The sequence below is a fragment of the Streptomyces sp. NPDC001093 genome (genome assembly GCF_040298985.1).
Lineage (GTDB): Bacteria > Actinomycetota > Actinomycetes > Streptomycetales > Streptomycetaceae > Streptomyces.
The window spans coordinates 18,628-44,903 of record NZ_JBEPBF010000006.1; the positions used below are offsets into that span (position 1 = coordinate 18,628).

General features: G+C 71.5%; 21 protein-coding genes, 1 pseudogene and 1 riboswitch. Of the genes and pseudogenes, 15 read left to right on the forward strand and 7 right to left on the reverse strand.

Going from position 1 to position 26,276, the window contains the following annotated elements; translation table 11 throughout:
- Nucleotides 1-22: 22 nt before the first annotated feature.
- On the reverse strand, nt 23-742 hold the full coding sequence (locus tag ABT288_RS05100; protein WP_351602904.1) for a hypothetical protein: 720 nt from the start codon (nt 740-742) through the stop codon (nt 23-25).
- Between the two features lie 240 nt (nt 743-982).
- On the reverse strand, nt 983-1,657 hold the full coding sequence (locus tag ABT288_RS05105; RefSeq protein ID WP_351602906.1) for an Rv1352/Rv1906c domain-containing protein: 675 nt from the start codon (nt 1,655-1,657) through the stop codon (nt 983-985).
- Between the two features lie 188 nt (nt 1,658-1,845).
- Between ABT288_RS05105 and ABT288_RS05110 the strand changes: the two genes are divergently transcribed.
- The 7 genes from ABT288_RS05110 to ABT288_RS05140 all read left to right on the forward strand — a co-directional run bounded on the left by ABT288_RS05110 (nt 1,846) and on the right by ABT288_RS05140 (nt 11,043).
- Nucleotides 1,846-4,140 (forward strand): N-6 DNA methylase, encoded by a 2,295-nt coding sequence (locus ABT288_RS05110; RefSeq protein ID WP_351602908.1) that lies wholly within the window; start codon nt 1,846-1,848, stop codon nt 4,138-4,140.
- A 111-nt stretch (nt 4,141-4,251) separates the two neighbouring features.
- Nucleotides 4,252-4,902 (forward strand): hypothetical protein, encoded by a 651-nt coding sequence (locus ABT288_RS05115; protein ID WP_351602910.1) that lies wholly within the window; start codon nt 4,252-4,254, stop codon nt 4,900-4,902.
- A gap of 38 nt (nt 4,903-4,940) precedes the next feature.
- Nucleotides 4,941-6,434, forward strand: coding sequence for a serine/threonine-protein kinase (locus tag ABT288_RS05120; RefSeq protein ID WP_351603088.1), 1,494 nt, complete (start codon nt 4,941-4,943; stop codon nt 6,432-6,434).
- 83 nt (nt 6,435-6,517) lie between these two features.
- A complete protein-coding gene (locus ABT288_RS05125; protein WP_351602913.1) occupies nt 6,518-7,345 on the forward strand; it encodes a glycoside hydrolase domain-containing protein in 828 nt (275 codons plus the stop codon).
- Nucleotides 7,346-7,495: 150 nt separating this feature from the next.
- The gene (locus ABT288_RS05130) at nt 7,496-8,149 is read left to right on the forward strand and encodes a SurA N-terminal domain-containing protein (RefSeq protein WP_351602915.1); all 654 of its coding nucleotides are present in this window, start codon (nt 7,496-7,498) and stop codon (nt 8,147-8,149) included.
- 85 nt (nt 8,150-8,234) lie between these two features.
- The gene (locus ABT288_RS05135; RefSeq protein ID WP_351602917.1) at nt 8,235-9,305 is read left to right on the forward strand and encodes a nucleoside triphosphate pyrophosphohydrolase; all 1,071 of its coding nucleotides are present in this window, start codon (nt 8,235-8,237) and stop codon (nt 9,303-9,305) included.
- A gap of 427 nt (nt 9,306-9,732) precedes the next feature.
- Nucleotides 9,733-11,043 carry a cytochrome P450 family protein gene (locus ABT288_RS05140; protein WP_351602919.1) on the forward strand — a complete coding sequence of 437 codons (1,311 nt, stop codon included), beginning with the start codon at nt 9,733-9,735 and terminating at the stop codon, nt 11,041-11,043.
- Here ABT288_RS05140 and ABT288_RS05145 read toward each other — a convergent pair.
- Nucleotides 11,037-11,720: a DUF899 family protein gene (locus ABT288_RS05145; protein ID WP_351602921.1), complete on the reverse strand. Its 684-nt coding sequence runs from the start codon at nt 11,718-11,720 to the stop codon at nt 11,037-11,039. The two genes, ABT288_RS05140 and ABT288_RS05145, sit on opposite strands and share 7 nt — an antisense overlap.
- Before the next feature lie 300 nt (nt 11,721-12,020).
- Here ABT288_RS05145 and ABT288_RS05150 point away from each other — a divergent pair, with 300 nt between their 5' ends.
- The 6 genes and pseudogenes from ABT288_RS05150 (at nt 12,021) to ABT288_RS05175 (ending at nt 18,019) form a co-directional block, all read left to right on the forward strand.
- Nucleotides 12,021-13,112 (forward strand): transglycosylase family protein, encoded by a 1,092-nt coding sequence (locus ABT288_RS05150; protein WP_351602923.1) that lies wholly within the window; start codon nt 12,021-12,023, stop codon nt 13,110-13,112.
- 182 nt (nt 13,113-13,294) lie between these two features.
- Nucleotides 13,295-13,467, forward strand: a riboswitch (cyclic di-AMP (ydaO/yuaA leader).
- A 4-nt stretch (nt 13,468-13,471) separates the two neighbouring features.
- A complete protein-coding gene (locus tag ABT288_RS05155) occupies nt 13,472-14,164 on the forward strand; it encodes a transglycosylase family protein (RefSeq protein ID WP_351602925.1) in 693 nt (230 codons plus the stop codon).
- A gap of 348 nt (nt 14,165-14,512) precedes the next feature.
- Entirely contained in the window at nt 14,513-15,799 is a 1,287-nt protein-coding gene (eno, locus tag ABT288_RS05160; protein WP_351602927.1) for a phosphopyruvate hydratase, read from the forward strand.
- Nucleotides 15,800-15,913: 114 nt separating this feature from the next.
- Nucleotides 15,914-16,390: an FtsB family cell division protein gene (locus ABT288_RS05165; protein WP_351602929.1), complete on the forward strand. Its 477-nt coding sequence runs from the start codon at nt 15,914-15,916 to the stop codon at nt 16,388-16,390.
- A 27-nt stretch (nt 16,391-16,417) separates the two neighbouring features.
- Nucleotides 16,418-16,819, forward strand: a pseudogene (locus tag ABT288_RS05170) (DUF501 domain-containing protein); the annotation flags it as partial.
- 204 nt (nt 16,820-17,023) lie between these two features.
- A complete protein-coding gene (locus ABT288_RS05175; protein WP_351603090.1) occupies nt 17,024-18,019 on the forward strand; it encodes a Ppx/GppA phosphatase family protein in 996 nt (331 codons plus the stop codon).
- A gap of 70 nt (nt 18,020-18,089) precedes the next feature.
- On the opposite strand, the gene ABT288_RS05180 is transcribed toward ABT288_RS05175, so the two are convergent.
- Nucleotides 18,090-18,347, reverse strand: coding sequence for a hypothetical protein (locus ABT288_RS05180; protein WP_351602931.1), 258 nt, complete (start codon nt 18,345-18,347; stop codon nt 18,090-18,092).
- Between the two features lie 561 nt (nt 18,348-18,908).
- Between ABT288_RS05180 and ABT288_RS05185 the strand changes: the two genes are divergently transcribed.
- Nucleotides 18,909-20,288, forward strand: a complete 1,380-nt coding sequence (locus ABT288_RS05185) for an NAD(P)/FAD-dependent oxidoreductase (RefSeq protein WP_351602933.1) — start codon at nt 18,909-18,911, stop codon at nt 20,286-20,288.
- Nucleotides 20,289-20,394: 106 nt separating this feature from the next.
- Here the strand turns inward: ABT288_RS05185 and ABT288_RS05190 are convergent, their stop codons facing one another.
- Nucleotides 20,395-20,991: a hypothetical protein gene (locus ABT288_RS05190; RefSeq protein ID WP_351602935.1), complete on the reverse strand. Its 597-nt coding sequence runs from the start codon at nt 20,989-20,991 to the stop codon at nt 20,395-20,397.
- A 253-nt stretch (nt 20,992-21,244) separates the two neighbouring features.
- On the opposite strand from ABT288_RS05190, the gene ABT288_RS05195 reads away from it, so the two are divergent.
- A complete protein-coding gene (locus ABT288_RS05195; protein WP_351603092.1) occupies nt 21,245-22,537 on the forward strand; it encodes a class I SAM-dependent methyltransferase in 1,293 nt (430 codons plus the stop codon).
- 57 nt (nt 22,538-22,594) lie between these two features.
- Here ABT288_RS05195 and ABT288_RS05200 read toward each other — a convergent pair whose 3' ends face one another.
- Nucleotides 22,595-25,123 carry an ABC transporter permease gene (locus tag ABT288_RS05200; protein WP_351602937.1) on the reverse strand — a complete coding sequence of 843 codons (2,529 nt, stop codon included), beginning with the start codon at nt 25,121-25,123 and terminating at the stop codon, nt 22,595-22,597.
- Nucleotides 25,123-25,893: an ABC transporter ATP-binding protein gene (locus ABT288_RS05205; protein WP_351602939.1), complete on the reverse strand. Its 771-nt coding sequence runs from the start codon at nt 25,891-25,893 to the stop codon at nt 25,123-25,125. Before ABT288_RS05205 ends, ABT288_RS05200 begins: the two co-directional genes overlap by 1 nt.
- Between the last annotated feature and the right edge of the window lie 383 nt (nt 25,894-26,276).

Genomic DNA, 26,276 nt, shown 5'->3' on the forward strand with positions numbered 1-26,276 from the left:
GGCGCCGCGTCCACTCCCCCGGTCAGGCGGTCTTCAGGCCCTTCAGGCTGCCCAGGATCTGCGTCGTCACCTTCTTCGCGGTGGCGGCTCCGTTGTCGGTGCCCGCCGTCGACAGCACGGTGATCACGGAGTTGCCGGTACGCGCCGCGATGAGTGTCGAGCCGTTCTGCCACGCACCGCTCGTCAGCGTCATCGTGTAGGCCTCGTCACCGAGCCCGGCCGTGGACGTGCCCGTGAGCTTCACCTTGGCGTGAGCGTCGGTGTCCGTGAAGGCGGCGCACTCGCCGGCGACGGTCTGCAGCCGCTTCATCACGGTGTTCGCCGTGGTGCCCTGGAACGTGTCGATCTCCTGGGCCACTTCCTCGGTCTTGCCGTGGTTCACGTAGTCGTTCTGCGCGAACGACACGCCTCCCTTGAAGCCGGTCACCTGTATCCAGGACGTGCCCTCCAGCCGGGTGCAGTCCGGCTTCGCGGTGCTCCGGGCGGCGGGGGAGAGGAACTGGGTGCCGCTGTCGGAGGCACCGTCGGACTCGGGGGCGAACCCGGACGGGAAGACCGACGCCGGCGCCAGCGCCTTCTTCAGCTGCGTACCGGTGGCGAGACCGGCGTTCAGGTCCTTCGCGTCGGCCGGCTTGGCGCCGGTGCCCTCGTGGCCGGCGGAGGAACCGGACGAGCAGGCGGTGAGGGCCAGCGGGAGCGCCGCGACGGCGAGGAGCGTGGCGACACGGGGGGTGAGGCGCATGACAGTCCTTCAGGAGAGCTGGGTGTTACGGGGATGTGTGTACGGCGCGCCGAACGGTGTGCCGTACGGCGTCCGGTCCGGTCCGGCAGCGCGGGGTCGGGCCCGGGCAGCCGGAGCCGGTGGGACAGGTGCGGTGCGCGTGTGCGCGGTGGGGGGGGGTGGGGGTGCGCTGCGCGGGTGCGTGCGGTGCGCGGCCGGCGAGCGGTGTGCGGGGGCGGCGGTGGGACCGGCCGGGCCGGTTCAGGCCGCCTTCTTCCAGTCGCCGCAGCCGCTGGTCTTGAAGTAGGCGTCGCCCGGGCTGATGGTGACGACGGCCGTGCCGGTCACGTTGTCGTTGGCGATCAGCGAGTTCGGCCCGTGCTCGGCGTCCTTGGCGCGCTCCCAGTAGCAGTTGTCGTCGGCGGTGTTCCCGGTCGACCTGTAGGTGCCCGGCGCGATGTCGGTACCGACCTTGAACATGCCTCCGTCGCCGTTCATCGAGGAAGCGGGCGTGCCTTTCGTCCTGGGGCCGACGGCCTCCCAGTCCTTGCAGCCGGTGGACTTGAAGATCTTGTCGGTGGGCTTGATGGTCACGTAACTCGTGCCGGTGACGTTGTCGTTGGCGAGGAGCGACTCCGTCTCGCCCTTGGCGTCCTTGGCGCGCTCCCAGTAGCACATGTCGTCGGTGTTGCCGGTCGTGCGGTAGGTGCCCGGCTTCACGTCCGAGCCGACCTGGTACTCGCCGTCGCCGGCGATCGCGGCGGCCTTCTTCTTGTCCTTGGTGCTGCCGGGCGTGTGCCCGGCGGAGGCGGAAGAGCCCTTGCCACTGCCGCCGGGACCGCCGTCCTTGCCGCTGCTGCCGGCGTTCGCCGACACGGCACCGATGACGACGACCCCCACGACGGCGCCCAGCGCGACCTTGGCTTTCATGCCCATGGCGAATCCCTCCCCAAAACGGCGGCCTCCCCCTCCGGTGGCCGCTGGTTCGCTGGGTCAATAAGAGCAGAGCCTGTGAACCGAGTCAACAAGGTTCACAGCATCCGATGGGTACACGGCGTGAATGCAGGGATCTTGTGTACGCCGGTATGCTCGGCACACACACGGGACGAGGGGGAGTGGGGCCGGTGCAGGACAACGCGACAGAGGTGACCGCTGCCGGAATCGCCCGGCTCGCCGGAGTGGGCCGGGCCGCCGTCAGCAACTGGCGCCGCCGGCACGCCGATTTCCCCAAACCGGTCGGCGGCACCGAGACCAGCCCGTCCTTCGCGCTCGCCGAGGTCGAGGCCTGGCTGCGCAAGCAGGGCAAACTCGCCGAGGTCCCGCTGCGGGAACGGGTCTGGCAGCAGCTCGTGGGACATCCCGAGGGCCCGCTGACCGCCCTGGTGCACGCCGGCTGCGTCCTGCTCCTGATCCACGAGCGCCCCACCGTCTGGCTCGACGCGAGCGCCGGCTCCGACGCACGCCTCGCCGCGATGCTGCCGGGCGCGCTGGAGGAGGTACTGGCGGCGCGTCTCGGCACCGCGCGGGGGCGGCGGGCCGGGCGGGGCGGCTCGGGGGCGTCGAGTGTGAACTCAGGTTCCGAGGTGCCTGGTGTGAGCGCGGGTTTCGGGGTGCCCGGTGTGAACGCCGCCTCTGGGACAGCCGATGTGAACCCGGATTCCGCGGCGCCCGCTGTGGACGCAGCGCGCACGCCCCCCGCTGTGAACTCCTCAACCGCCGAGCAGGCTGTGAACGCCCCACCAGCTGTTCACAACGCCACCGCCGTTCACGGCACCCCCCGCACCCCCCGCACCCCCGCCCTCCGCACCCCCACCGGCCCCCAACTCCTCCCCTCCGCAGCGCTCCTGCGCGGCGTGGCCGAGCTGGCCGCCGAGACCGGGGCACGGCAGGCCTTCGAGTTCCTGCTGGGCCGGCACCTGGATGCCAACCCCCGCCAGTACACGCTCACCCCGGCCGAACTCGCCGGGCTCATGGCCGACCTCGCCGGCCCCGCCCGCACCGTCCTGGACCCCGCCTGCGGCACAGGCGCCCTGCTGCGGGCCGTCGACACCCGCCCCGACCAGGAGCTGTACGCCCAGGACAGCGCGCCCGACCTGGCCGCGCTCACCGCGCTGCGGCTCGCCCTGCACTCCCGGGCCGGCGTACGCGGCGCTGCCGGCGACACCCTGCGCGCCGACGCCTACCCCGAGCTGCGCGCCGACGCCGTGCTGTGCCATCCGCCGTTCAACGAGCGTAACTGGGGCCATGACGAACTCGCCTACGACCCCCGCTGGGAGTACGGCTTCCCGGCCCGCACCGAGTCCGAACTGGCCTGGGTGCAGCACGCGCTGGCCCGGCTGGCCGACGGCGGCTCCGCCGTGCTGCTCATGCCGCCGGCCGCCGCCTCCCGCCGTTCCGGGCGCCGGATCCGCGCCGACCTGCTGCGCCGGGGCGCGCTCCGGGCCGTGATCGCGCTGCCGGCCGGGGCGGCGCCGCCGTACAGCATCCCGCTGCACGTGTGGGTGCTGCGCCGGCCCGACCGGACGCCGGCGGCGCCCGAGGTGCTGCTCGTGGACACCGGCAGGTTCGCCAGGGAGGGGCGCGGCGGGCCGGACTGGCCGGCGGTGCGCGAGGCCGTCCTCGACGCCTGGCGTGCCTTCGAGCACGCGGGGCGGCCGGCGGAGCGGCCGGGGCTCGCCCGTTCCGTGCCGGTCATCGAACTCCTCGACGACGACGTCGACCTGGCCCCCGCCCGCCATCTGCCGCCGGCGGCCGCGGCCGACGGCGCGGAGCAGCTCACGGAGGTGCGCGAGCGCCTCGGCACGACCCTGCGCCTGACCGCCGAGCTCACTCCGCCGCCCGCCGCCCCCGCGCCGGGCGCGCGCTGGCCGCTCACCACCATCGGTGAACTCGCGCGCGGGGGCGCGCTGGTGATGCGCGCCGGCGGAAACGGCGGCCACGCGCGCGTGCCCGTCCTCACCGACCACGACGTCCTCGCCGGCACGGCGCCCTCCGGGACGCTTCCGGAGAGCGAAGAGGAGGCGGTGCTGACCGAGCCGGGCGACGTCGTCGTACCGGTGCTGGGCGGCGGCTCGGTGGCGCGCGTGATCGACGAGGCGACGGGGGGCGCCGCCCTGGGGCGCAACCTCGTGCTGCTGCGCCCCGATCGCACGGCGCTCGACCCGTGGTTCCTCGCCGGGTTCCTGCGCGGCACCGCCAACAACCGGCAGGCCAGCAGCTATGCCTCCACCGCGACCCGGCTGGACGTGCGCCGTCTGCAGCTGCCCCGGCTCCCGCTGGACGAACAACGGCGCTACGGCGCGCGCTTCCGCGCACTCGACGAGTTCGAGCGGGCGCTGCGGCTTGCGGGCCGGCTCGGGGAGCAACTCGTGCGCGGGATGTACGACGGGCTGACGGACGGGACGGTGGCACCGGGCTGAGGGCCCGGAGCGCGGCAACGGTTCGGTACACCCGGGACCGGCTGTCCTCGGCGGCCTATACGCTCGGACTCAGCACACACGTCCGCACGCATCAGGCCTCCAGGAGCAGCCATGCAAGGCCACGGCTACGCGCCGCCACCGCCGCAGCCACCCTCGACCGGGGTGCTGGTCGTGTTGCGCGTGATCTTCGTGGCGGTGGCGCTCTTCAGCATCGGATTCCTGGCGTGGGTGGCGCCGCTGCGCGCGGCGATCGTGACCCGCAGGCCCGCCGAGTGGTGGTTCTTCGGCGGATCCGTGACCGTCCTCGGCATCTGCTTCGCACTCTTCAGCACCGACCACACCGACGACTTCAGCTCGCCGAACGGCACTCTGGGCATGAGCATGCTGCTGCTGAACGCCGTCGCCTGTGTCGCCTACTACCTCTACGCGGACATACGCCACTTCCAGCGGCTCCGCCAGGCTTACGCCGGCCAGGTGCCGCTGGGGCCGGGCTACGCATACCCCCAGTCCGTCTCGCCGTTCACCGCGACGACCGCGCCGAGCAGGCCGAGCACGCCGCGCCCCCCGTACGTGCCGGCCCCGATGCCCCACATCCCCGCGCCCCAGCCGCACGTCCCCGCACCGCCCCAGCGCCCGGCGCCCAGCCACATCGAGCAGGTCCGCGCCGAACTGGACGAGCTGAGCGACTACCTGCGCCGGCACGACGGCCGGCCTGACGGCCTGCACGACGGACGGCACGACGGTCACGAGAGCGGACGGTGAGTGTGGCGGCAGGGCGTGTCGTCGCCGGCCGGTATGAACTGTCCACGCTCATCGGACAGGGCGGCATGGGGCAGGTGTGGACGGCGTACGACCGGCGGCTCGACCGGCGCGTGGCGGTGAAGCTGCTGCGCCCCGACAAGGTGGCGGGTCAGGAGGCGGACGAGCTGCGCCGCCGGTTCATGCGCGAGTGCCGGGTGACCGCCCAGGTGGACCACCCCGGCCTGGTGACCGTGCACGACGCGGGCAGCGAGGGCGAGGAACTGTTCCTCGTCATGCAGTACGTCGACGGCGCCGACCTGTCCGACCACCTCGCCGAACACGATCCGTACCCGTGGCAGTGGGCGGTCGCGGTGGCCGCGCAACTGTGCGCCGTGCTGAGCGCCGTGCACGCCGTGCCGATCGTGCACCGCGACCTCAAGCCGCGCAACGTGATGGTGAAGCAGGACGGCACGGTCACCGTGCTCGACCTGGGTGTGGCCTCGGTGATGGACACCGACACCACCCGCCTGACCCACACCGGCTCACCGATCGGCTCGCCCGCCTACATGGCGCCGGAACAGGCGATGGGCGGCGCGGTCGGCCCGTACACCGACCTGTACGCGCTCGGTGTGCTGATGCACGAACTCCTCAGTGGTGACGTGCCGTTCGCGGGCTCGACGGCGCTCGGCGTGCTGCACCGGCACCTGTACGAGCCTCCGCTGCCCGTGCGCCGTATCCGCCCCGAGGTCCCCGAGGCGCTGGAGAGGCTCGTGCTGCGGCTGCTCGCCAAGGACCCGCAGCACCGTCCGGGCTCCGCGCAGGAGGTGTACGAGGACCTGGCGGCGCTCCTGCCCGCGCGCGGGACGCCCACCGGGGCGCCCCTGGACCCCACGCGCCCCTTCCTGCGCCCGCACGCCCCCTGGCCGGACCGCGCGCGGACTCCCGCGCCCCAGCCCGCCCCCGTCGCGCCGGCGCCGCCGGTGGCCGAGAAGCCCGATGTCGCCGCCGCCGTGGACGAGGTCAAGCGCCTGCTCGGGGAGGGGCGCATCACCCAGGCCGTGGACATCCTGGGCGCGATCCTGCCCGCCGCCGCCGAGCAGCACGGCGAGCACTCCCCGGTCGTGCGCACCCTGCGCAAGCAGTACGCGGCCACGCTCATGGACGACGGCCAGTACCGGCGCGCGCTGCCCGAACTGCGCCGCCTCGCCGACGAACGCGCCGCCGAGGCCGGCCAGGCCGACCCGCACTCCCTGCGCTACCGCTACGAGGCCGCGCAGTGCCTGGAGCAGCTGGGCCAGCCGGCGGCGGCGCTCGCCGAGTACCGCGCGCTGCTGCCGTACTACGAGAACCAGTACGTCTCCGGCGACCCGCAGCTCGCCCACGACGTGCGCCGGCGCATCGGCCTTCTGCTGCTCGCCCTCGGCGACCGGCCGTCCGCCCACGACACCCTCGCCCGGCTGCTGATGGACGTGGAGCGGCTGCACGGCCCCGGTTACCCGATGGCCATGGAGATCCGGCGCACCCTGCAATGGCTCGGACAGGTGCGCGGTTAAATATGCCGTTGCCCCGGGAGGTTCCTGTGAACTCCCGTGGCGCGGTATCGACGTAGGGCACACATGCACCAGGGGTGGGTTTCATGGCCGGCCATCGGCAGTCGAAGAAGCACAGATACATCACGTGGGCGGTGGCCGGGGCGGCCGTCGTCGCCGGCGCCGGCATCGCCGCTCAGACCTCCATGGCCGCCACCGCGTGGCCCGCGCAGAACACCTTCACCGGGCGCGCGTTCGACACCTGTGCCGCGCCCTCGCTGTCGGCGATGAAGGCCTGGCACACCGGCTTCTACGGTGCCGCCGCCGTCTATGTGGGCGGCAGGAACCGGGGTTGCGCACAGCCCAACCTCACCGCCTCCTGGGTGAAGTCGGTCAGCTCCCTGGGCTGGAAGCTCGTCCCCCTCTACGTCGGCGCCCAGCCGCCCTGCCAGTCCGGTTCCAACCCGGAGAAGCTGACCTCCGCCACCGCCGCCTCCCTCGGGGCGACGGACGCCGCCGACGCCGTGGCCAAGGCCTCCGCCCTGGGCATGAAGGCGGGCAGCGCGATCTACCTCGACATGGAGGCGTACGACACCACGAACACGTCGTGCAACGACGCCGTGCTGACATATGTGCGCGCCTTCGACAAGGGGCTGCACGCCAAGACGTACCGGGCCGGCTACTACGGCTTCAGCAGTTCCAGCGCCAAGGCCATCGCCACGGCGACGGACAGGACGGACCTGCCGGGCAACCTCTGGTACGCGCTGTGGGACAAGAACAACACGACGACGGCGGACTGGCCGTGGGGTTCCACCCAGTTCACCAACCACAGCCGCGGCCACCAGTACCTGGTCAACAGCAAGGAGTCGCACGGCGGGGTCACGCTCACCGTCGACCGTGACGCGTGGGACGCGCCGGTGGCCATCACCGGCTGAGCCGGGGCCTGCTCCGGCCGGGGGCGCGACGGTGCCCGAAGCGCGTACGAATCGTTGGTCGAATGGGTTGGCCCCGGCCTTCCCACTGCCTACCATCGATCATCGCAAGACTTTGTGCACCGTCGCACAATCTCCCCTCTGGAGGTTTCCTTGCACCGCCGCCGTCGCACCGCGCTCGTCCTCACCGCCGCGATCGCCGCCGCGGCACCCCTGCTGACCGCCTGCGGAAACGATGCGCACGCGGGTGCCGCGGCCGTCGTCGGAGGGCAGCGGATCACCGTCGCCCAGCTGGAGAGCCGGGTCGACGAGGTCCGCAGGGCACAGCGGGCCGCGGTTCCGGACGAGGCCCAGTACCAGCAGGTCCTCGCCTCCACCAGCAGCCTCACCCGGGACACCCTGCACAACATGGTTCTCGACCGGGTGCTGCACCGCGCCGCGCAGGACGCGGGCATCACGGTCAGCCGCAGGGAGGTCGAGCAGATGCGCGCCGGGCTGGAGCAGCAGGCCGGCGGCGCCAAGGGGCTGCAGACCGCCTGGCTGCAGAAGTACGGCATCGCCCCCGCCCACCTCGACGACAACCTCCGGCTCCAGCTGGAGGCGCAGAAACTGGCCCAGCAGCTCGGCACCGACACCACCCAGCCCGCCTTCTGGAAGGCGCTGTCCAAGGCCTCCCAGGAACTCCGCATCGACGTCAACCCGCGCTACGGCGCCTGGGACGTGCAGAAGAGCAGCCGGGTGGACGCCAAGACGCCGTGGGTGCGGGAGGTCACGACGGTGTCGGGCGGGCAGCCGGTGACGGCATAGGGCAGCCGGTCATACGTTCATACGATCGTCCCCGGCCTGTGGACAACCGAATCCGCTCCCTGCCGCCGTGGGTTACGTTCGGAGCGTGAACGCATCCAGCCCCGACCTCGCCCCCGCCGCCGACCCCGGTCGCATCGTCCTGCTCACCACCAGCCACCGCGTCGCGCCCGGCCTGCTGTCCTGGCCCGCCTGGCAGGCCCTGCACGGCGCCGACGCGGTGCTGTGCGCGGACGGCGCGCATCCGCAGCTGCCGTATCTGCGGGAGGCCGGGATAGCGGTGGAGGAGGCGTCCCCGATCGCGCAGGAGCTGGTCGACGCCTGCGCCGGCGGGCGGACGGTGGTGGTCGTGGCCACCGGTGAGGGGGAGCCCGCGCTCACCGACGGCCTGGCCCGGCTGGCCGGCTCCGGCCGGGTCGCCATGCCGGAGCTGGAGCTGCTCCCGGCCTCCTACGACCTGCCCGGCGCCCGTCTGCTCGACCTCGTCCAGGTCATGGACCGCATCCGCGCCGAATGCCCCTGGTCGTCCCGGCAGACCCACGAGGGCCTGGCCAAGTACGGGATCGAGGAGGCGTACGAACTGGTCGAGGCGATCGAGGCCGGCGACCGCGAGGAACTGCGCGAGGAGCTGGGCGACGTCCTGCTCCAGGTCGTCTTCCACTCCCGGATCGCCGAGGAGCACCCCGACGCGCCGTTCTCCGTCGACGACGTGGCCGGCGGCATCGTCGCCAAACTCGTTCACCGGCACCCGCATGTCTTCGGCGACGAGAAGGCCGAGACGCCGGAGGACGTCAAGGAGCACTGGCTGCGCACCAAGGCCGAGGAGAAGCGGCGCACCTCGGTCACGGAGGGCGTCCCGCTGGGCCAGCCCGGCCTGGCCCTCGCCGCCAAGCTCGCCTCTCGCGCGCGCACGGCCGGTCTCGACGTGCCGCTCCCGCAGGGCGAGGGCATCGGCTACGAGCTGCTGGCCCTGGCGGCCCGCGCCGAGGCGGAGGGCGTGGACCCGGAGGCGGCCCTGCGCGCGGCGGCGCGTGCGTACCGGGACGCCATCCGGCAGGCGGAGGGAGCAGCCCCCGAGGCAATACCCACACCCTCCGGCGACCACCAGGACGCGGAGGCTCACCGGGACCCTGCGCAGGAAGACGCCCCGAGGCGATAGCCGCAGCCCCGCCCCCGTCGGCCACCGAGCCGCGGTGGCTCACGGGGACTCTGCGGAGGGAGAGGCCCCGAGGCGATGACCGCGGCCCCCGTCGGCCACCGGGCCGCGGAGGGCCATCGGGATCCTGCGGAGGGAGCGGAGGGAGCAGCCGCTGAGGAGATGACCGCAGCCCCCGTCGGCCACCGGGCCGCGGAGGTCCACGGGGACCCTGCGGGGGCAGAGGCCCCGAGGCGATGACCGCGGCCCCCGTCGGCCACCGGGCCGCGGAGGCACACGGGGACTCTGCGGAGGGAGAGGCCCCGAGGCGATGACCGCGGCCCCCCGGCGGCCACCGGGACCTGCGGAGGCAGACGCCCCGAGGCAATACCCACACCCCCGTCGGCCACCGGGCCGCGGAGGTTCACCGGGATCCGGATACCGTCGAGGAGTGACCGACCAGCCTCACCGCCAGACCGCTGCCGACGCGGCCGCGGACTCCGCTCCCGCCCTGTTCACCTGGGAGTTCGCCACCGACCCCTACCCCGCCTACGCCTGGCTGCGCGAGCATGCGCCGGTGCACCGGACGCGGCTGCCCAGCGGTGTGGAGGCCTGGCTGGTCACCCGGTACGCCGATGCCAAGCAGGCCCTCGCCGACCAGCGGCTGAGCAAGAACCCGGCGCATCACGACGAGCCCGCGCACGCCAAGGGCAAGACCGGCATTCCCGGCGAGCGCAAGGCCGAGCTGATGACCCATCTGCTGAACATCGACCCGCCGGACCACACCCGGCTGCGCCGGCTGGTCAGCAAGGCGTTCACCCCGCGCCGGGTCGCCGAGTTCGCGCCCCGGGTGCAGGAGCTGACCGACGACCTCATCGACCGGTTCGCGGCGAAGGGCTCCGCCGACCTCATCCACGAGTTCGCCTTCCCGCTGCCCATCTACGCCATCTGCGACCTGCTCGGCGTCCCGCGCGAGGACCAGGACGACTTCCGGGACTGGGCCGGGATGATGATCCGGCACGGCGGAGGGCCGCGGGGTGGGGTCGCACGGTCGGTGAAGAAGATGCGCGGCTACCTCGCCGAGCTGATCCACAAGAAGCGCGAGGCGCTGCCCGCCGAGCCCGCGCCCGGCGAGGACCTGATCTCCGGCCTCATCCGCGCCTCCGATCACGGCGAGCACCTCACCGAGAACGAGGCCGCCGCCATGGCCTTCATCCTGCTGTTCGCCGGTTTCGAGACCACCGTCAACCTCATCGGCAACGGCACCTACGCCCTGCTCACGCACCCGGGGCAGCGCGAGCGCCTCCAGGACTCCCTGGCCAGGGGGGAACGGGACCTCCTGGAGACCGGAGTGGAGGAACTCCTGCGCTACGACGGTCCGGTGGAGCTGGCCACCTGGCGGTTCGCCACCGAGCCGCTCACCATCGGCGGACAGGACATCGCGCCGGGGGACCCGGTGCTCGTGGTGCTCGCGGCGGCGGACCGGGACCCGCAGCGGTTCGCCGTCCCGGACGTGCTGGACCTCGCCCGCCGCGACAACCAGCACCTCGGATACGGCCACGGCATCCACTACTGCCTCGGCGCGCCGCTCGCCCGGCTGGAGGGCCAGACCGCGCTCGCCACCCTGCTCACCCGCCTGCCCGACCTGCGGCTCGCCGTCGATCCGGCCGACCTGAGATGGCGTGGCGGGCTCATCATGCGGGGCCTGCGCACCCTGCCCGTCGAGTTCACGCCGGTCCTGCCAGGCACCGGCGATCAGTAGTCCAGTCCCGCGAACCAGTCGCCACGGCCGCCCGGCGTCAGGTCGAGGAGGTGCCAGACCGGGTTGAGGAGGTCGATGCCGCGCTGGTCGATGTCCTCGGCCATGCGGGGATGGGCGGAGTAGAAGTGGCGGACCGTGCCGTCCGCGTCCCGGGTGAAGACGGAGACGGTGGAGTCCTGCACGCCGTTCTCGTCCTCGCTGCCGAGGTCGTACTTGAAGGTGCTGTCCCCGGCGCTCAGCAGGCGCAGCCGGGACCAGCCGCGGCTCCGGGCGTGCTGCCGCAGTGCGGGCAGGTCGGCGGCCGCGGCGACCACGAGGTCGGCGTTCCGGGCGACGTGGTGGGCGACGCCGTTGAAGCCGTCGATCCACAGGGTGCACATCGGACACGGGTGGGTCTGCCGTTTGCCGTACATGAAGTGGTAGACGATCAACGGGCGGTCCGGGGCGGTGAACAGTTCGCTCAGCCGCACTTCGCGGACGGGGGTGTCGCCGGCGCCGAGGTCGGCGGGGCCTTCGAGAAAGACGTAGTCGTCGACCTCGGCGCCCTGTGGCAGCGCCCTGCGCAGGGCCGCGACCCTCTCGCGGTGGCGCATGAGTTCGATCTCGGCGCGGCGGAGCTCCTCGCGGGCGGCGAGGTAGTCCGCCGGCTCTCCGGGCAACCGGGTGTGCCGCAGCATCGTGTCCTCCTGGAGGGGAACTGGATGGGAAGCCCCCGGGTCGGGGCGAGCCCATGGTTCCGGCCCGATCGCGCGCCAGGCGTGAGGCGCCGCCGTTCCCGACGGGTGACAAAGGGGGCAAGAGGGGACGACCGGCCGCCGCGCCGGCGGAAATGACAAACCTTCAACTCCGTGATCTTCACGTGATCTGCGCGGCATGAACTTGTGACAAGTGATCGTCTGCCGATACGTTCACCCATCAGTGTGGCGGCCCCGCTTCGGTCGCCGCGCCGGTCCTGCTGTCGCACGAAAGGCTTCCGCATGCTCTCCGGGAACGGTCGTCACCGTCGCCCCCGTCAGGCTCCGGCTCTCCTCGTCGCGGCCGGCGTGACCGGCTCCGCCATCGCCATCCCGCTGCTCGGCGCCGCCAGTGCCAACGCGGCCGACGGCACCACGTGGGACAAGGTCGCCGAGTGCGAGAGCGGCGGTTCCTGGAGCGCGGACACCGGGAACGGCTACTACGGCGGTCTGCAGATCTCGCTCGGCGACTGGGCCAAGTACGGCGGCACGCAGTACGCCGAGACCGCCGACCAGGCCAGCCGCTCCCAGCAGATAGCCGTCGCCGAGAAGATCCTCGCCGACCAGGGCACCAAGCCGTGGGCCACCTGTGCCCTGCTCTCCGGGCTGACCTCCGACTCCGCCTCGGTCGACGTCGACACCGGCGTCGGCGGCTCCGGTGGTGGTGACGGGTCGCACGGCGCGTCCGGCTCGGCCCAGGGCTCCGACTCGTCCGGTCTGCCGGATTCGTCCTCGCCTGGCTCCGGTTCGGGCTCCGATTCGGGCTCGGGTTCGGACTCCGGCTCCTCCTCCGGTTCGGACTCCTCCGGCTCCTCCTCGGACTCGAGCGCTACGCCGACCCCGAGCCCGAGTCCGAGCAAGGACACCACCGGCACTCCCGGCGCGGCCGACGGCTCCGCCGGAACCAGCACCCCCAAGTCCGACAAGACCGACAAGCCGGGCTCACGCGACAGCGGAAGCCCGCAGGGAGGCGACAGCTCTCCCGTGGCGGCGCCGGGTACCGACAACTCGGACAATTACCAGCAGAGTGGCGGTTCTTGGAGCCTGGTCGACACCGGCGCGCTCAGCAGTGGTGGACGTCACCGCGGCGAGAGCGCGGACGAAAACGTGACAAACGGTCAGAACGCCGCACCTTCCGGCCGTCACGCCGGCCGTGAACCGGGCACCTACACGGTCCGCGAGGGCGACTCGCTCGCCTCCATCGCCGACTCCCTTGGCGTCGACGGCGGGTGGCATGCCCTCTATGTCGGCAACGAGAAGGTGATCGGCGCCGACCCGAACCACATCGCCGCCGGTCAGACCCTGGAAGTCCCTGCCGAAAAGGGCGACGGCTAGCGGCAGTTGACGCCCCACTTCGCCACTGATGTCCGGTTTGGCGAAAGTGTGGGATGAGTCTCAGAAGCCCTGATCGTCTTTGAAATTCCGCCGATCGCATGTCTACGGTCAGGACCGCTCGTCACCACGAGCCCCGGCAGCCGCAACGCCGAATCCTGCCAGCGGTTGCCCGGGAACAGTCGTCGCGTCAAGCGCCGTAGGCAGGAGCGGGGGACCCAAGGTAAGCGCCGGGCCCAGCGGTTGACGCTGGACCGGCTTGGGGTGAAGCCGCGCCTCGGAAAAACGAGTGCGCGGCCGGGCAACTCAACCGGCCCGAACCCGACAGCTCACCTCGCAGGCGTCGGTGAGGGGATCGATCCATGCTGTTTTCCGGCAAGGGCAAGCACCGTCGCCCGTCCAAGGCCGTCCGCGCCATCACGCTCGCCGGTGTCACCGGCGCCGCCGTCGCCGCCCCGCTGATGGCGGCCGGCAACGCCTCCGCCGCCACCGCCTCCGAGTGGGACGCGGTCGCCCAGTGCGAGTCGGGCGGCAACTGGTCCATCAACACCGGTAACGGCTTCTACGGCGGGCTGCAGTTCACCAACTCCACCTGGGCCGCGTACGGCGGCACCGCCTACGCCTCGCGCGCCGACCTCGCCACCAAGGCGCAGCAGATAGCCGTCGCCGAGAAGGTGCTCGCGGGCCAGGGCAAGGGCGCCTGGCCGGTCTGCGGCACGGGCCTGTCGAGCGCCGCGTACAACGGCTCGGCCCCGGCGGCGACCACCAAGAGCGCCCCCGCCAAGAGCACCACCACCCGCTCCACCGACCAGCAGGCCGCCACCCGCTCCACCACGCGCACGGCCCCGTCGGCGAGCAAGACCGTCAGCACCCCGACCGGCAAGAAGGTCAAGAAGGGCGACGGCGAGTACAAGGTCGTCAAGGGCGACAGCCTCAGCTCCATCGCCGAGAAGCACGGCGTCAAGGGCGGCTGGCAGAAGCTGTTCGAGCTGAACAAGGACATCGTCGAGGACGCGAACCTCATCTACCCGGGCCAGCAGCTGCACCTGAAGTGACATCTGGCTCCGAGCGGACCCACAGTGCCCTCACATCCCCGGCCCGCACACTGAAGGCCTCGTGAGGGCCACCCCCGTCCCCACGGACTCCCCGCCCCGGCGCGTGTTCCCCCGTACGCGCCGGGGCGGGGTCTTCTGTTTCCGCGTGCTGTTTCCCCACTCTTCAGCCGGGCCTCACCGGCAGGCCCCTTTGTTCCGTGGGTGAACAATGGGTACCGTCTGCGTGTCCCTCCCGTCCACGGGACGGTCGGTCGGTGGCCGACGGCCCGGGGGCGGTTAGGCTCTAGGCGCAAGGCACAGCCGTAAGGCACACAGCCCCGCACTACCAGCGTCACATCCACGAAGGAGATGCTCGTGCCGTCCATCGACGTCGTCGTAGCCCGGGAAATCCTGGACTCCCGAGGCAACCCCACGGTCGAGGTCGAGGTCGGCCTCGACGACGGCAGCACGGGTCGTGCCGCCGTCCCGTCCGGCGCCTCCACCGGCGCCTTCGAGGCCATCGAGCTCCGCGACGGCGACCCCAACCGCTACCAGGGCAAGGGCGTCGAGAAGGCCGTCCTCGCCGTCATCGAGCAGATCGGCCCGGAGCTGGTCGGCTACGACGCCACCGAGCAGCGCCTGATCGACCAGGCCATGTTCGACCTGGACGCCACCGACAACAAGGGCTCTCTCGGCGCCAACGCCATCCTCGGCGTCTCCCTCGCCGTCGCGCACGCCGCCTCCGAGGCGTCCGACCTCCCCCTCTTCCGCTACCTGGGCGGCCCCAACGCGCACCTGCTGCCGGTGCCGATGATGAACATCCTCAACGGCGGCTCGCACGCGGACTCCAACGTGGACATCCAGGAGTTCATGATCGCCCCCGTCGGCGCGGAGTCCTTCTCCGAGGCCCTGCGCTGGGGCACCGAGGTCTACCACACGCTGAAGAAGGTCCTGAAGAGCAAGGGCCTGTCCACCGGCCTCGGCGACGAGGGCGGCTTCGCCCCGAACCTCGGCTCCAACCGCGAGGCCCTCGACCTCATCATCGAGGCCATCAAGGAGGCCGGTTACGCCCCCGGCCAGCAGATCGCCCTGGCGCTCGACGTGGCCGCCTCCGAGTTCTACAAGGACGGCAAGTACCTCTTCGAGGGCAAGGACCGCTCCGCCGCCGAGATGACGGAGTACTACGAGGAGCTCGTCGCGGCCTACCCGCTCGTCTCCATCGAGGACCCGCTGTTCGAGGACGACTGGGCCGGCTGGAAGGTCATCACCGACCGTCTCGGCGACAAGGTCCAGCTGGTCGGCGACGACCTGTTCGTCACCAACCCCGAGCGCCTCGCCCGCGGCATCGAGGAGGGCACCGCCAACGCCCTGCTCGTGAAGGTGAACCAGATCGGCTCGCTCACCGAGACCCTGGACGCCGTGGAGCTGGCCCAGCGCAACGGCTACAAGTGCATGATGTCCCACCGCTCCGGCGAGACCGAGGACGTCACCATCGCCGACCTCGCCGTCGCCACCAACTGCGGCCAGATCAAGACCGGCGCCCCGGCCCGCTCCGAGCGCGTCGCCAAGTACAACCAGCTGCTGCGCATCGAGGAGATCCTCGACGACGCCGCGGTGTACGCCGGCCGCAGCGCGTTCCCGCGCTTCAAGGGCTGAGCCGACCCGGGCTAAGTCTCAGCCAGTCATACGTACGTCCCCGTACCCGGTCCCGTACCGTGTCCGGGGACGTACGCACGTGTGTGACCCGGACACAAGGGGAGCGGAGGACCGATGGCCGTGAGGGACCGGGACCGTTTCTCCACCGCGACCAGGCTGCGGCTGCTCGGCGAGCAGACGGCGGCCCGGGTCTACCGCTCCCAGACCAGGCGCCAGGCCCGCCGCTCCCGGCTCACCGGCCGCGCGGCGCTGCTCGCCCTGGTGCTGTGCTCGCTGATCGTCGCCCTCGCCTACCCGATGCGGCAGTACGTCTCCCAGCGCGCGCAGATCTCCGACCTCCAGCGGCAGCAGGAGCAGGCCCGCAAGCGGGTCGAGCAGCTGCGCGACCTCAAGGCCCGCTGGCAGGACGACTCCTACGCCGAGCAGCAGATCCGGCGCCGGCTGCACTATGTGATGCCCGGGGAGACCGGGTACATCGTCGTCGACCCCGGCGCGGCCAAGCAGTCCCGTACCGACCTCAGGGCCGCCCGCCGGCCCTGGTACGCGAACGTCTGGGACGGCGTCGACAAGTCCGACGCCTCCGACCAGTAATCGATAGAAAGCCGACCTGAAGCAGTCATGGAAACGCCCCCGCCCGCCACGCCGCGCACCGAGCCCACCGACGCGGACGTCGAGGCCTTCAAGCAGCAGCTGGGCCGCCCGCCGCGGGGCCTGCGGGCCATCGCGCACCGCTGCCCGTGCGGTCAGCCGGACGTCGTGGAGACCGCCCCCCGGCTGCCCGACGGCACGCCCTTCCCGACGACGTACTACCTGACGTGCCCGCGTGCCGCCTCGGCGATCGGCACGCTGGAGGCGGACGGCGTCATGAAGGAGATGACGGAGCGGCTGCAGACGGACCCGGAACTGGCCGACGCCTACCGGGCGGCGCACGAGGACTACATCCGGCGCCGGGACGAGATCGAGGTCCTTCAGGGCTTCCCCAGCGCCGGTGGCATGCCGGACCGCGTGAAGTGCCTGCACGTGCTGGTCGCGCACTCGCTGGCCGCCGGGCCGGGGGTCAACCCGCTCGGCGACGAGGCGATCGCGATGCTGCCGGAGTGGTGGCGCAAGGGGCCGTGCGTGCAGCCGCTCCAGGCGCCCGACCCGGCGGACGAGCACCCCGGTGAGGAGGGCGCCGTCCTCGACCCCGCCGAGGTCCGCAGCGGCTTCTTCGCGGACCGGCCGATGGTTCCGGAGGGCTTCTTCAGGGTCGCCGCCGTCGACTGCGGCACGAACTCCATCCGGCTGCTCGTCGCCGACGTCGACCCGGTCACCGGCGAGCTGCTGGAACTGGACCGGCGTATGACGATCGTGCGGCTCGGCCAGGACGTGGACCGCACCGGCCGCCTGGCGCCCGAGGCGCTGGAGCGGACCTTCGCCGCCTGCCGCGAGTACGCCGGGGTGATCCGCGAACTCGGCGCCGCCCGGGTGCGGTTCGTCGCCACCTCCGCCTCCCGCGACGCCGAGAACCGGGACGACTTCGTGCGCGGGGTGCTGGACATCCTGGGCGTCGAGCCGGAGGTGATCAGCGGCGACCAGGAGGCCGGGTTCTCCTTCACCGGCGCCACCGAGGAACTGAAGGGGCGTGAGGACCTCACCAGGCCGTACCTGGTGGTGGACATCGGCGGCGGCTCCACCGAGTTCGTCGTCGGCGACGACCACGTGCGGGCGGCGCGGTCCGTGGACGTCGGCTGCGTACGGATGACGGAACGTCACCTGGTGCGGGGCGGCAAGGTCTCCGACCCGCCCACCGAGGAGCAGGTCGCCGCCATGAGGGCCGACATCGAGGCGGCCCTGGACCTCGCCGAGGAGACGGTCCCGCTACGCGAGGCGCACACCCTGGTCGGCCTCGCCGGGTCCGTCACCACCGTCTCGGCCATCGCGCAGGAGCTGCCCGAGTACGACTCCGCGCGCATCCACCACTCCCGCGTCTCCCGCGACCGGGTCCGCGAGATCACCGAGTGGCTGCTGCGCTCCACGCACGCCGAGCGCGCCGCGATCCCGTCCATGCACCCGGGCAGGGTCGACGTCATCGGCGCGGGCGCCCTCGTGCTGCTCTCGGTCATGGAGCGGATCGGTGCCGAGGAGGTCGTGGTGAGCGAGCACGACATCCTCGACGGCATCGCCTTCAGCGCGGCCGAGGCGGCGGCGTCGGGCGAGGAAGCCGCCCGCCTGCGATGACGTGGGACGGCCCCGGTTCCTCATGAGCAGGAGCCGGGGCCGTCACCCCGGCCCGGGCGGGCCGGCCGTTTCAGTTGCAGAGCAGGACGAGCAGGCCCTGGCACCCTCCCTCGTCGTCATCGTCGGAACCGTGGTGCCCGCCAGAGCCATGGTGCTGGTCATGGCCGCCCGCGGGGGCGGCCACCTTGGCGGTGAGGTGAGAGGCGGACGTCGCCGCCACCGCGGACGCGGCCGTCGCCGTCCCCGCCGCGAGAGCGATGCCCAGCACCGCGCTGACCGTGCGTATGCGCGAAATGGCCTTCTTGGAGGCCTTCGGTGAAGTGCTCATGCAGGCACGCTATGGGCCACTCTGCCCGATATCGCGCGGTGCGTGGCCGACCGGGTGAACAGGGGTCCGCCCCAACGGTCCGGCCGGGTGAAGCCCTGTTGCCCGGCTCTCTTTTGTTACTGATGGGTAGCCAACTGCTGAGCAGGTCGGATAACGTTTGAGCGGCCGCCGGACGGTCCGTCGGACGTCGTCGGGGCCTCGTGATGACGCCGCGTCGGAAACCTTCGTGAAGTTCTTCACAAGGATTTCGGCCAGGTCGTGGCACACAAGGCGGTCCGTTGGCCCTTTCAGGGGGCCAAGAGGCCCTTGAACGTGTTCAGATCGAGGGTGTACGGCGCCTTCGGATCGCGTGTCGACGGGGGTGTTCCGGATGGCTCACGCTCCCGCCCGTCGCCGAGAGAGGCAGCTCACGCGGCCTTGACAACGGCTCAAAGGGTGCTGCGGTTCCCCTCGCGGGTCATGATCTGCGTCACGCGGGTCGCGCAGTGTAGCACAGGGCCTGTCGGACCTTGTGAAGGGGCGCACGAGCGACCCTCCAGGTGCGGGTGGATACTCGATGGCATGAGCACCACGGAGCGTCCCAGGATCCTCGTAGTAGGCGGTGGGTACGTAGGCCTGTACGCAGCTCGGCGCATTCTCAAGAAGATGCGCTACGGCGAGGCGACCGTCACGGTCGTCGACCCCCGGTCGTACATGACCTACCAGCCCTTCCTCCCCGAAGCCGCCGCCGGCAACATCTCCCCTCGCCACGTCGTCGTCCCGCTGCGGCGCGTGCTGCCGAAGGCGGAGGTCCTCACCGGTCGGGTCACCACCATCGACCAGGACCGCAAGGTCGCCACGATCGCCCCGCTGGTCGGCGAGGCGTACGAGCTGCCCTTCGACTACCTCGTCATCGCGATGGGCGCGGTCTCCCGCACCTTCCCGATCCCCGGCCTCGCCGAGCAGGGCATCGGCATGAAGGGCATCGAGGAGTCCATCGGCCTGCGCAACCACGTGCTGGAGCAGCTGGACAAGGCCGACTCCACGACCGACGAGGAGATCCGCCGCAAGGCGCTCACCTTCGTCTTCATCGGTGGTGGCTTCGCGGGTGCGGAGACCATCGGCGAGGTCGAGGACATGGCCCGGGACGCGGCCAAGTACTACAAGAACGTGTCCCGTGAGGACATGCGCTTCATCCTCGTCGACGCCGCCGACAAGATCCTCCCCGAGGTCGGCCCCAAGCTCGGCCAGTACGGCAAGGAGCACCTCGAGGGCCGCGGCGTGGAGATCTACCTCTCCACCTCCATGGACTCCTGCGTCGACGGCCACGTCGTGCTGAAGAACGGGCTCGAGGTCGACTCCAACACGATCGTGTGGACCGCCGGCGTCAAGCCGAACCCGGCCCTGGCCCGCTTCGGTCTGCCGCTCGGCCCGCGCGGCCACGTGGACTGCGAGCCCACCCTCCAGGTCAAGGGCACGGACTACATCTGGGCCGCCGGTGACAACGCACAGGTCCCGGACCTCGTCGGCCGCAAGGCGGGCAACGAGAACGCCTGGTGCCCGCCGAACGCCCAGCACGCGCTGCGCCAGGCCCGGGTCCTCGGCGACAACGTGGTCTCCGGTATGCGGGGCTTCCCGCAGAAGGAGTACGAGCACGCCAACAAGGGTGCGGTCGCCGGTCTCGGCCTGCACAAGGGCGTGGCGATGATCGTCATGGGCAAGATGAAGATCAAGCTCAAGGGCCGCCTCGCCTGGTACATGCACCGTGGCTACCACGGCATGGCGATGCCGACCTGGAACCGCAAGATCCGGGTCTTCGCCGACTGGACGCTCGGCATGTTCCTCAAGCGCGAGGTCGTCTCCCTGGGCGCCATGGAGAACCCGCGCGAGGAGTTCTACGAGGCCGCGAAGCCCGCGCCGGTCGCCGCCGCCAAGACCGAGGAGAAGGCCAAGGCCTCCTGACCTCGGTCGGCTGAACACGCCGAAGGGGCCGCCTGCCATCCGTGGTGCGGGCGGCCCCTTCGGCGTGTGCGGACCCCGGCCCCGCCGGGCCGGTGACGCACTCCGGTCAGGTGGCCACGGCGGGTTCCCCGGCCTGCCGGGGGCCGTGGTCGCGGGTCTTGATGCTGTCGAGCACCTGCCGGTAGTCGCGGTCCACGGCGTCCCGCCGGTCGCCGGTGCCGATCGTCATGATCATGAGCGCCTGCCTGCCGTGGTCGACCATGCGGATGTGCCCCACCTTGCCGTCGGCGCCGACGAGTCCCGCCTCCAGATAGTGGTCGCCGTCCTCGGTGCCGTCATGGACGCCGGTGCTGTGCAGCCGGGCCTCGGCATCGGAGCTGTTGTAGCCGTCCACCGCGGCCTTGAGACCTGTCTTCAGGTCCCACGGCTTGTCCGGGGCCTTGCCGGGCCCGTCGAAGACCGAGAAGCCCAGGGCTCCGTATCCGGTCGGCACCACATAGTCACGGCTGTTGACCCCGTGATCGCTGTACTTCTGCACCGCCGGTCTTCCGGGGAGCCGGACGGTGATCCCGCTCGGGGCGTCGGTGATCTTCTGCCACTGCGTGGCGGCGAACGCGCTGCCCTGCGACAGCACACCTCCGGTGATCACCGTGGTCGAGGCAGCGAGCAGGGCGAGGCGGTGCAACGTGGAAAGACGAACCATGGCCATGCACATCCGTTGGGGAGAAGGGGAAGCCGGGTACGTCATCCATTACGGCCCGGGCCCCGAGGCGCGTCATGCCCCTGCAAGTCGTGACTTGACCGACGGGCGGTGCCTCCCGCACACTCCCCGCCCCATCTGCATGGCATATGCAGCCGTTTTGCCGACTTGTAACTCCTTTGCGGGACTGCGCCGAACGGCCAACGGTGTTTACGTGGTTACCGGCATCCGGGATCTCGTCTTGGAGGTGTGCGCCATGGTCGACGCCGCGCCGCGGCTGAGGAGTCTTGCCGAGCAACTGCTGGGAACCCCGCTCCCGCTAAGGATCCGTGCCTGGGACGGGTCGCAGGCCGGGCCGCCGGGTGCGCCGGCGCTCGTCGTGCGCAACCGCCGGGCCCTGCGCCGCATGCTGTTCAAACCGGGCGAGCTGGGCCTCGTCCGCGGCTGGGTCGCCGGCGACCTGGACATCGAGGGCGACCTGTACGCCGCGCTCGAGGCCCTGGCAGGGCTGGTGTGGGAGCGCGGCGAGGAGGCCCCCGGCCTCCTGCAGGCCCTGCGCGACCCCGCCGTCCGGTCCGCCGTCCGCGAGCTGCTGAAGCTGGCCGGGCCGCCTCTCCCGCCCGCCCCGCCGCGCGAGGAGGTCCGCAGGGCGCGCCGGCATCTGCACACCCGGCGCACCGACAGGCAGGCCATCAGCCACCACTACGACGTCGGCAACGACTTCTACGAGATCGTCCTCGGCCCCTCCATGGTGTACTCCTGCGCCTACTGGGAGGAGGGCGGAACCCTGGAGACCGCCCAGCGCGACAAGCTCGAACTCGTCTGCGTCAAACTCGGGCTGACCCCTGGTCAGCGGCTGCTGGACGTCGGCTGCGGCTGGGGCTCGATGGCCGTCCACGCGGCCCGCGAGCACGGCGTGAGCGTCGTCGGGGTCACCCTGTCGCAGGAGCAGGCGGCATACGCCCGCAAGCGCGTCGCCGACGAGGGGCTGACCGACCGGGTGGAGATCAGGGTCCAGGACTACCGGGACGTGACGGACGGCCCCTTCGACGCCATCTCCTCCATCGGCATGGCGGAGCACGTCGGCGCCGCACGCTATCTGGAGTACGCCCGCCGGTTGCACGACCTGCTCAAGCCCGGCGGGCGGCTGCTCAACCACCAGATCGCCCGCCGCCCGCAGCGCGACGAAACGGCGTACTCCGTGGACGAGTTCATCGACGCCTACGTCTTCCCGGACGGCGAACTCGCCCCCATCGGCAGCACCGTCACCCAGCTGGAGCTCGCCGGGTTCGAGGTGCGCGACGTGGAGTCCCTGCGCGAGCACTACGCCCGCACCCTGCGCCGGTGGGTCGCCAACCTGGAGGGGGAGTGGGGCCGCGCGGTCCGCCTCACCAGCCCCGGCCGGGCCCGCGTCTGGCGGCTGTACATGGCCGCCTCCGCGCTCGCCTTCGAACGCAACCGGATCGGCGTCAACCAGGTCCTGGCCGTCCGCACCCCGGAGCCGGGCGCGTCCGGCCTGCCGCTGCGCACCCGCACCTGGAACACCTGACAGCCGGTACGACACGAGGGGCCCCGCGGCTGCGAGGCCCCTCCGGTCGTCGTACGGCTACTCGGACTTGATCGCCGCCAGCATGTTCAGCCGGGCCGCGCGCCGGGCCGGCCACAGCGCGGCCAGGACGCCGACCATGCCCGCCAGCAGCAGGAAGACCGCCATCCGGCCCCAGGGCAGGACCAGTTGGTACGTCGGCATCTTCGTGCCCAGCAGCTCGCCGGCCGCCCAGCCGAAGAACACGCCCAGTCCGATGCCGAGCACCCCGCCGAACAGGGAGATCACCAGGGACTCCAGGCGGACCATCCGCTTGACCGCCTTGCGGTCCAGGCCGATCGCGCGGAGCATGCCGATCTCCTGGGCGCGCTCGAAGACGGACATGGCCAGGGTGTTGATGACCCCGAGGACCGCGACGATCACCGCCATGCCGAGCAGGCCGTAGAGCATGTTCAGCATCGTCGTGAAGATCTGCGCGATGCTGTTGGAGATGTCCTGCTTGTCCTGGATCTTGATCGCCGGGTTGGTGCCGAGGACCTTCGTCAGCCGGGTCTTCGTGGCGTCGGAGGCGCCGTCCGCCGTCTTGACCATGACCTGCATGTCGGCCGGGTGCTTCAGGTGCGGGGTGAGGACCTTGTTGTCGAGCATGATGCCGTTGATCATGTCGTTGCCCTCGTAGACACCGGCGACGGTCAGCTGCCGTGCCGTGCCGTCCTCGAAGTGCGCCGTGACGTGCGAACCGGGCGTCCAGCCGTGCTCCTTGGCCCGGTCCTTGTCCACGACGATCTGCGAGCCGCCCACCGTGAACGTGCCCTCGTCCACCTTCAGATCGGTCAGCTTCCCGATGGCCGAGCCGTTGACACCGGTCAGGAACTCGGTCCTGCCGTCGATGCGGGACTCGGCGTTGCGCAGCGGGCTGCTGGCGGTGACGCCGTCGGCGGCGGCGAGCCTGGTCGCCACGTCCGGGGAGAGCGGGGAGCGGTTGGCCATCGAGACGACGTAGTCCGCGCGGATCGCCGAGGAGGCCATCTTGTCGATCGCGGTCTGCAGGCTGCCCGCCATCACCGTCATGCCGGTGATCAGGGTCAGGCCGATCATCAGCGCCGAGGCGGTGGCCGCCGTACGGCGCGGGTTGCGGACCGAGTTCTGGCGGGCCAGCTTGCCCGAGACACCGAAGGCGCGCAGCACCGGGGCGGCGGCCGCGATCAGCGGGCGGGACAGCAGCGGGGTCAGGATGAACACGCCGATGATGAGCAGGACCGCGCCGATGCCCATCGGGCCCTGGGCGGAGTCGGTGTCCATCGACGTGGCCGCGAGGACCACCGCGACGCCGGCCGCCGCGAACAGCGCGCCGAGCGTGTTGCGCAGCACCAGCGACTTGGTGGTGGCCTTGGCGTGCACGCTGCTCATCGCCGCCACCGGCGGGATCTTCGCGGCCCGGCGGCCGGGCAGCCAGGCGGCCAGCATGGTGATGAGGATGCCGACCGCGAGGGCGGACACCACGGTGCCGGGGCTGATCACCAGCGGCCCGTCGGGCACGCTCGCGCCGAAGGAGCCCAGCAGCGAGCGCAGGCCCGCGCCGATGCCGATGCCGGCGGCGAGCCCCGCCACACCGGCGACCGCGCCGACCGCGAACGCCTCGATCAGCACCGAGCGGGTCACCTGGCGGCGGGAGGCGCCGACCGCGCGCAACAGGGCCAGTTCGCGGGTGCGCTGGGCGACCAGCATGGTGAAGGTGTTGGCGATGATGAACGTGCCGACGAACAGCGCGATGCCGGCGAACACCAGCAGGGCCTGCTTCAGGCCGCTCATCGAGTCGGCGATCTGCTTGGCCTGGCCGTCGGCGAGCGTCTTGCCGGTGGTGTTCTCGACCAGGTGGGACGGCAGGGCCTTGTCCAGCTCGGCCTTCAGCGCGGTCTGGCTGGTGCCGGCCGCGGCCTTGACGTCGATCTCGTCGTACGTGCCCTTCTTGCCGAACAGCTTCTGCGCGGTCGGCGTGTCGAACAGGGCGAGGCTGCCGCCGGCGGAGACGTTGCCGTCGTCGGTGGTGAAGATGCCGGCGAGGGTCGGGGTGAGGACCGGGCCGTTCACCGACAGGCGCACGGTGTCGCCGACCTGGTAGCCGGCGCGCTTGGCGGTCCTGGAGTCGAGCAGCACCTCGCCCGCGCCGTGCGGGGCGTGGCCGCCGACCAGCGGGTACCGGGCGTCCTTGGTGCCCCAGTAGTTGCCGCCGTTGGACTGCCAGTCGCCGCCGGCCAGCTTGCCGTCCTTGTCGGCGACGGCGGTGAAGCCGCTGACGACACCGGTCGCGGAGGCGGCGCCGGGGACCTTCGCGGCCTTGTCCAGCGTGGCCTGGGTCAGGTCGGACAGTCTGCCGACCTGATCGCCCTTGGAGTCCTGGTACTTGGGCTGTACGGCGACGTCGACCTGGTCGAAGCCCTTGGCGGAGCTCTTCTGGTAGGCGTCGGAGATGGTGTTGGTGAAGACGAGCGTCCCGGTGACGAAGGCCACGCCGAGCATCACGGCGAGCACGGTCATCAGCAGCCGGGCCTTGTGCGCGAGGACGTTGCGCAGGGCGGTGCGGAACATCAGCTGGTACGGCCCTTCGCGTCGAACTGCTTCATGAGGTCGAGGACGGAGTCGGCCGTGGGGCCGTACATCTCGTCGACGATCCGGCCGTCCGCGAGGAAGACCACGCGGTCGGCGTAGGCGGCGGCGACCGGGTCGTGGGTCACCATGACGACGGTCTGGCCCAGCTCGCGCACGGAGTTGCGCAGGAAGCCGAGGACCTCGGCGCCGGAGCGTGAGTCGAGGTTTCCGGTCGGCTCGTCACCGAAGATGATCTCGGGCCTGGAGGCGAGGGCGCGGGCGACGGCCACGCGTTGCTGCTGGCCGCCGGAGAGCTGGGAGGGCCGGTGGCCGAGCCGCCCGGACAGGCCGACCATCGCGATCACCTGGTCCAGCCAGGCCTTGTCCGGCTTGCGGCCCGCGATGTCCATCGGAAGGGTGATGTTCTCCAGGGCGGTCAGCGTCGGCAGCAGGTTGAAGGCCTGGAAGATGAAGCCGATCTTGTCCCGGCGGAGCTTGGTGAGCTGCTTGTCCTTCAGGGAGCCCAGCTCGGTGTCACCGATGCGCACGGATCCGGAGGAGAAGGTGTCGAGGCCGGCCACGCAGTGCATCAGGGTGGACTTGCCGGAGCCGGACGGGCCCATGATCGCGGTGAACTCGGCCTGCCGGAAGTCGACGGAGACCTGGTCCAGGGCGACCACCCGGGTCTCACCCTGCCCGTAGATCTTCGACAGCTCCGTGGCGCGTGCGGCCACGGCGGTGGTCCGGTCGGCGGTGGGTGTGGTGGTCACGGGACGGTGCTCCTGTCGGGACGACGTGTGTTCCATGGGGACCGTTCCATCGTCCCGGCGCCGAGCGCGCGTGTAGTCAGTCGCTGTTCCGGTTCCGGGGGCCGCCTGGGGTCGGACGGGAGAGCGACGTGTCATACCTGGGGAGGACGGCGGACCCTGAGAGCGTCGCCGACCCGGATCGCCCTCGAACCGCTGTCCAGCCGGTGTCGAGAACGGGTGGAACACCCTCGTTCGGGCGGTGAAATTCCGTCATTCCACGTACGGCCGCAGCCCCGTCACGTCACGCTGTTGGCAAGTGCGGATGGCCCGTTCCACGGGCTGATGCACCCTCAGACGTCAATAAAATAAGACAACATCGGTCCGCCCATCCGCTGTTCGGGGGA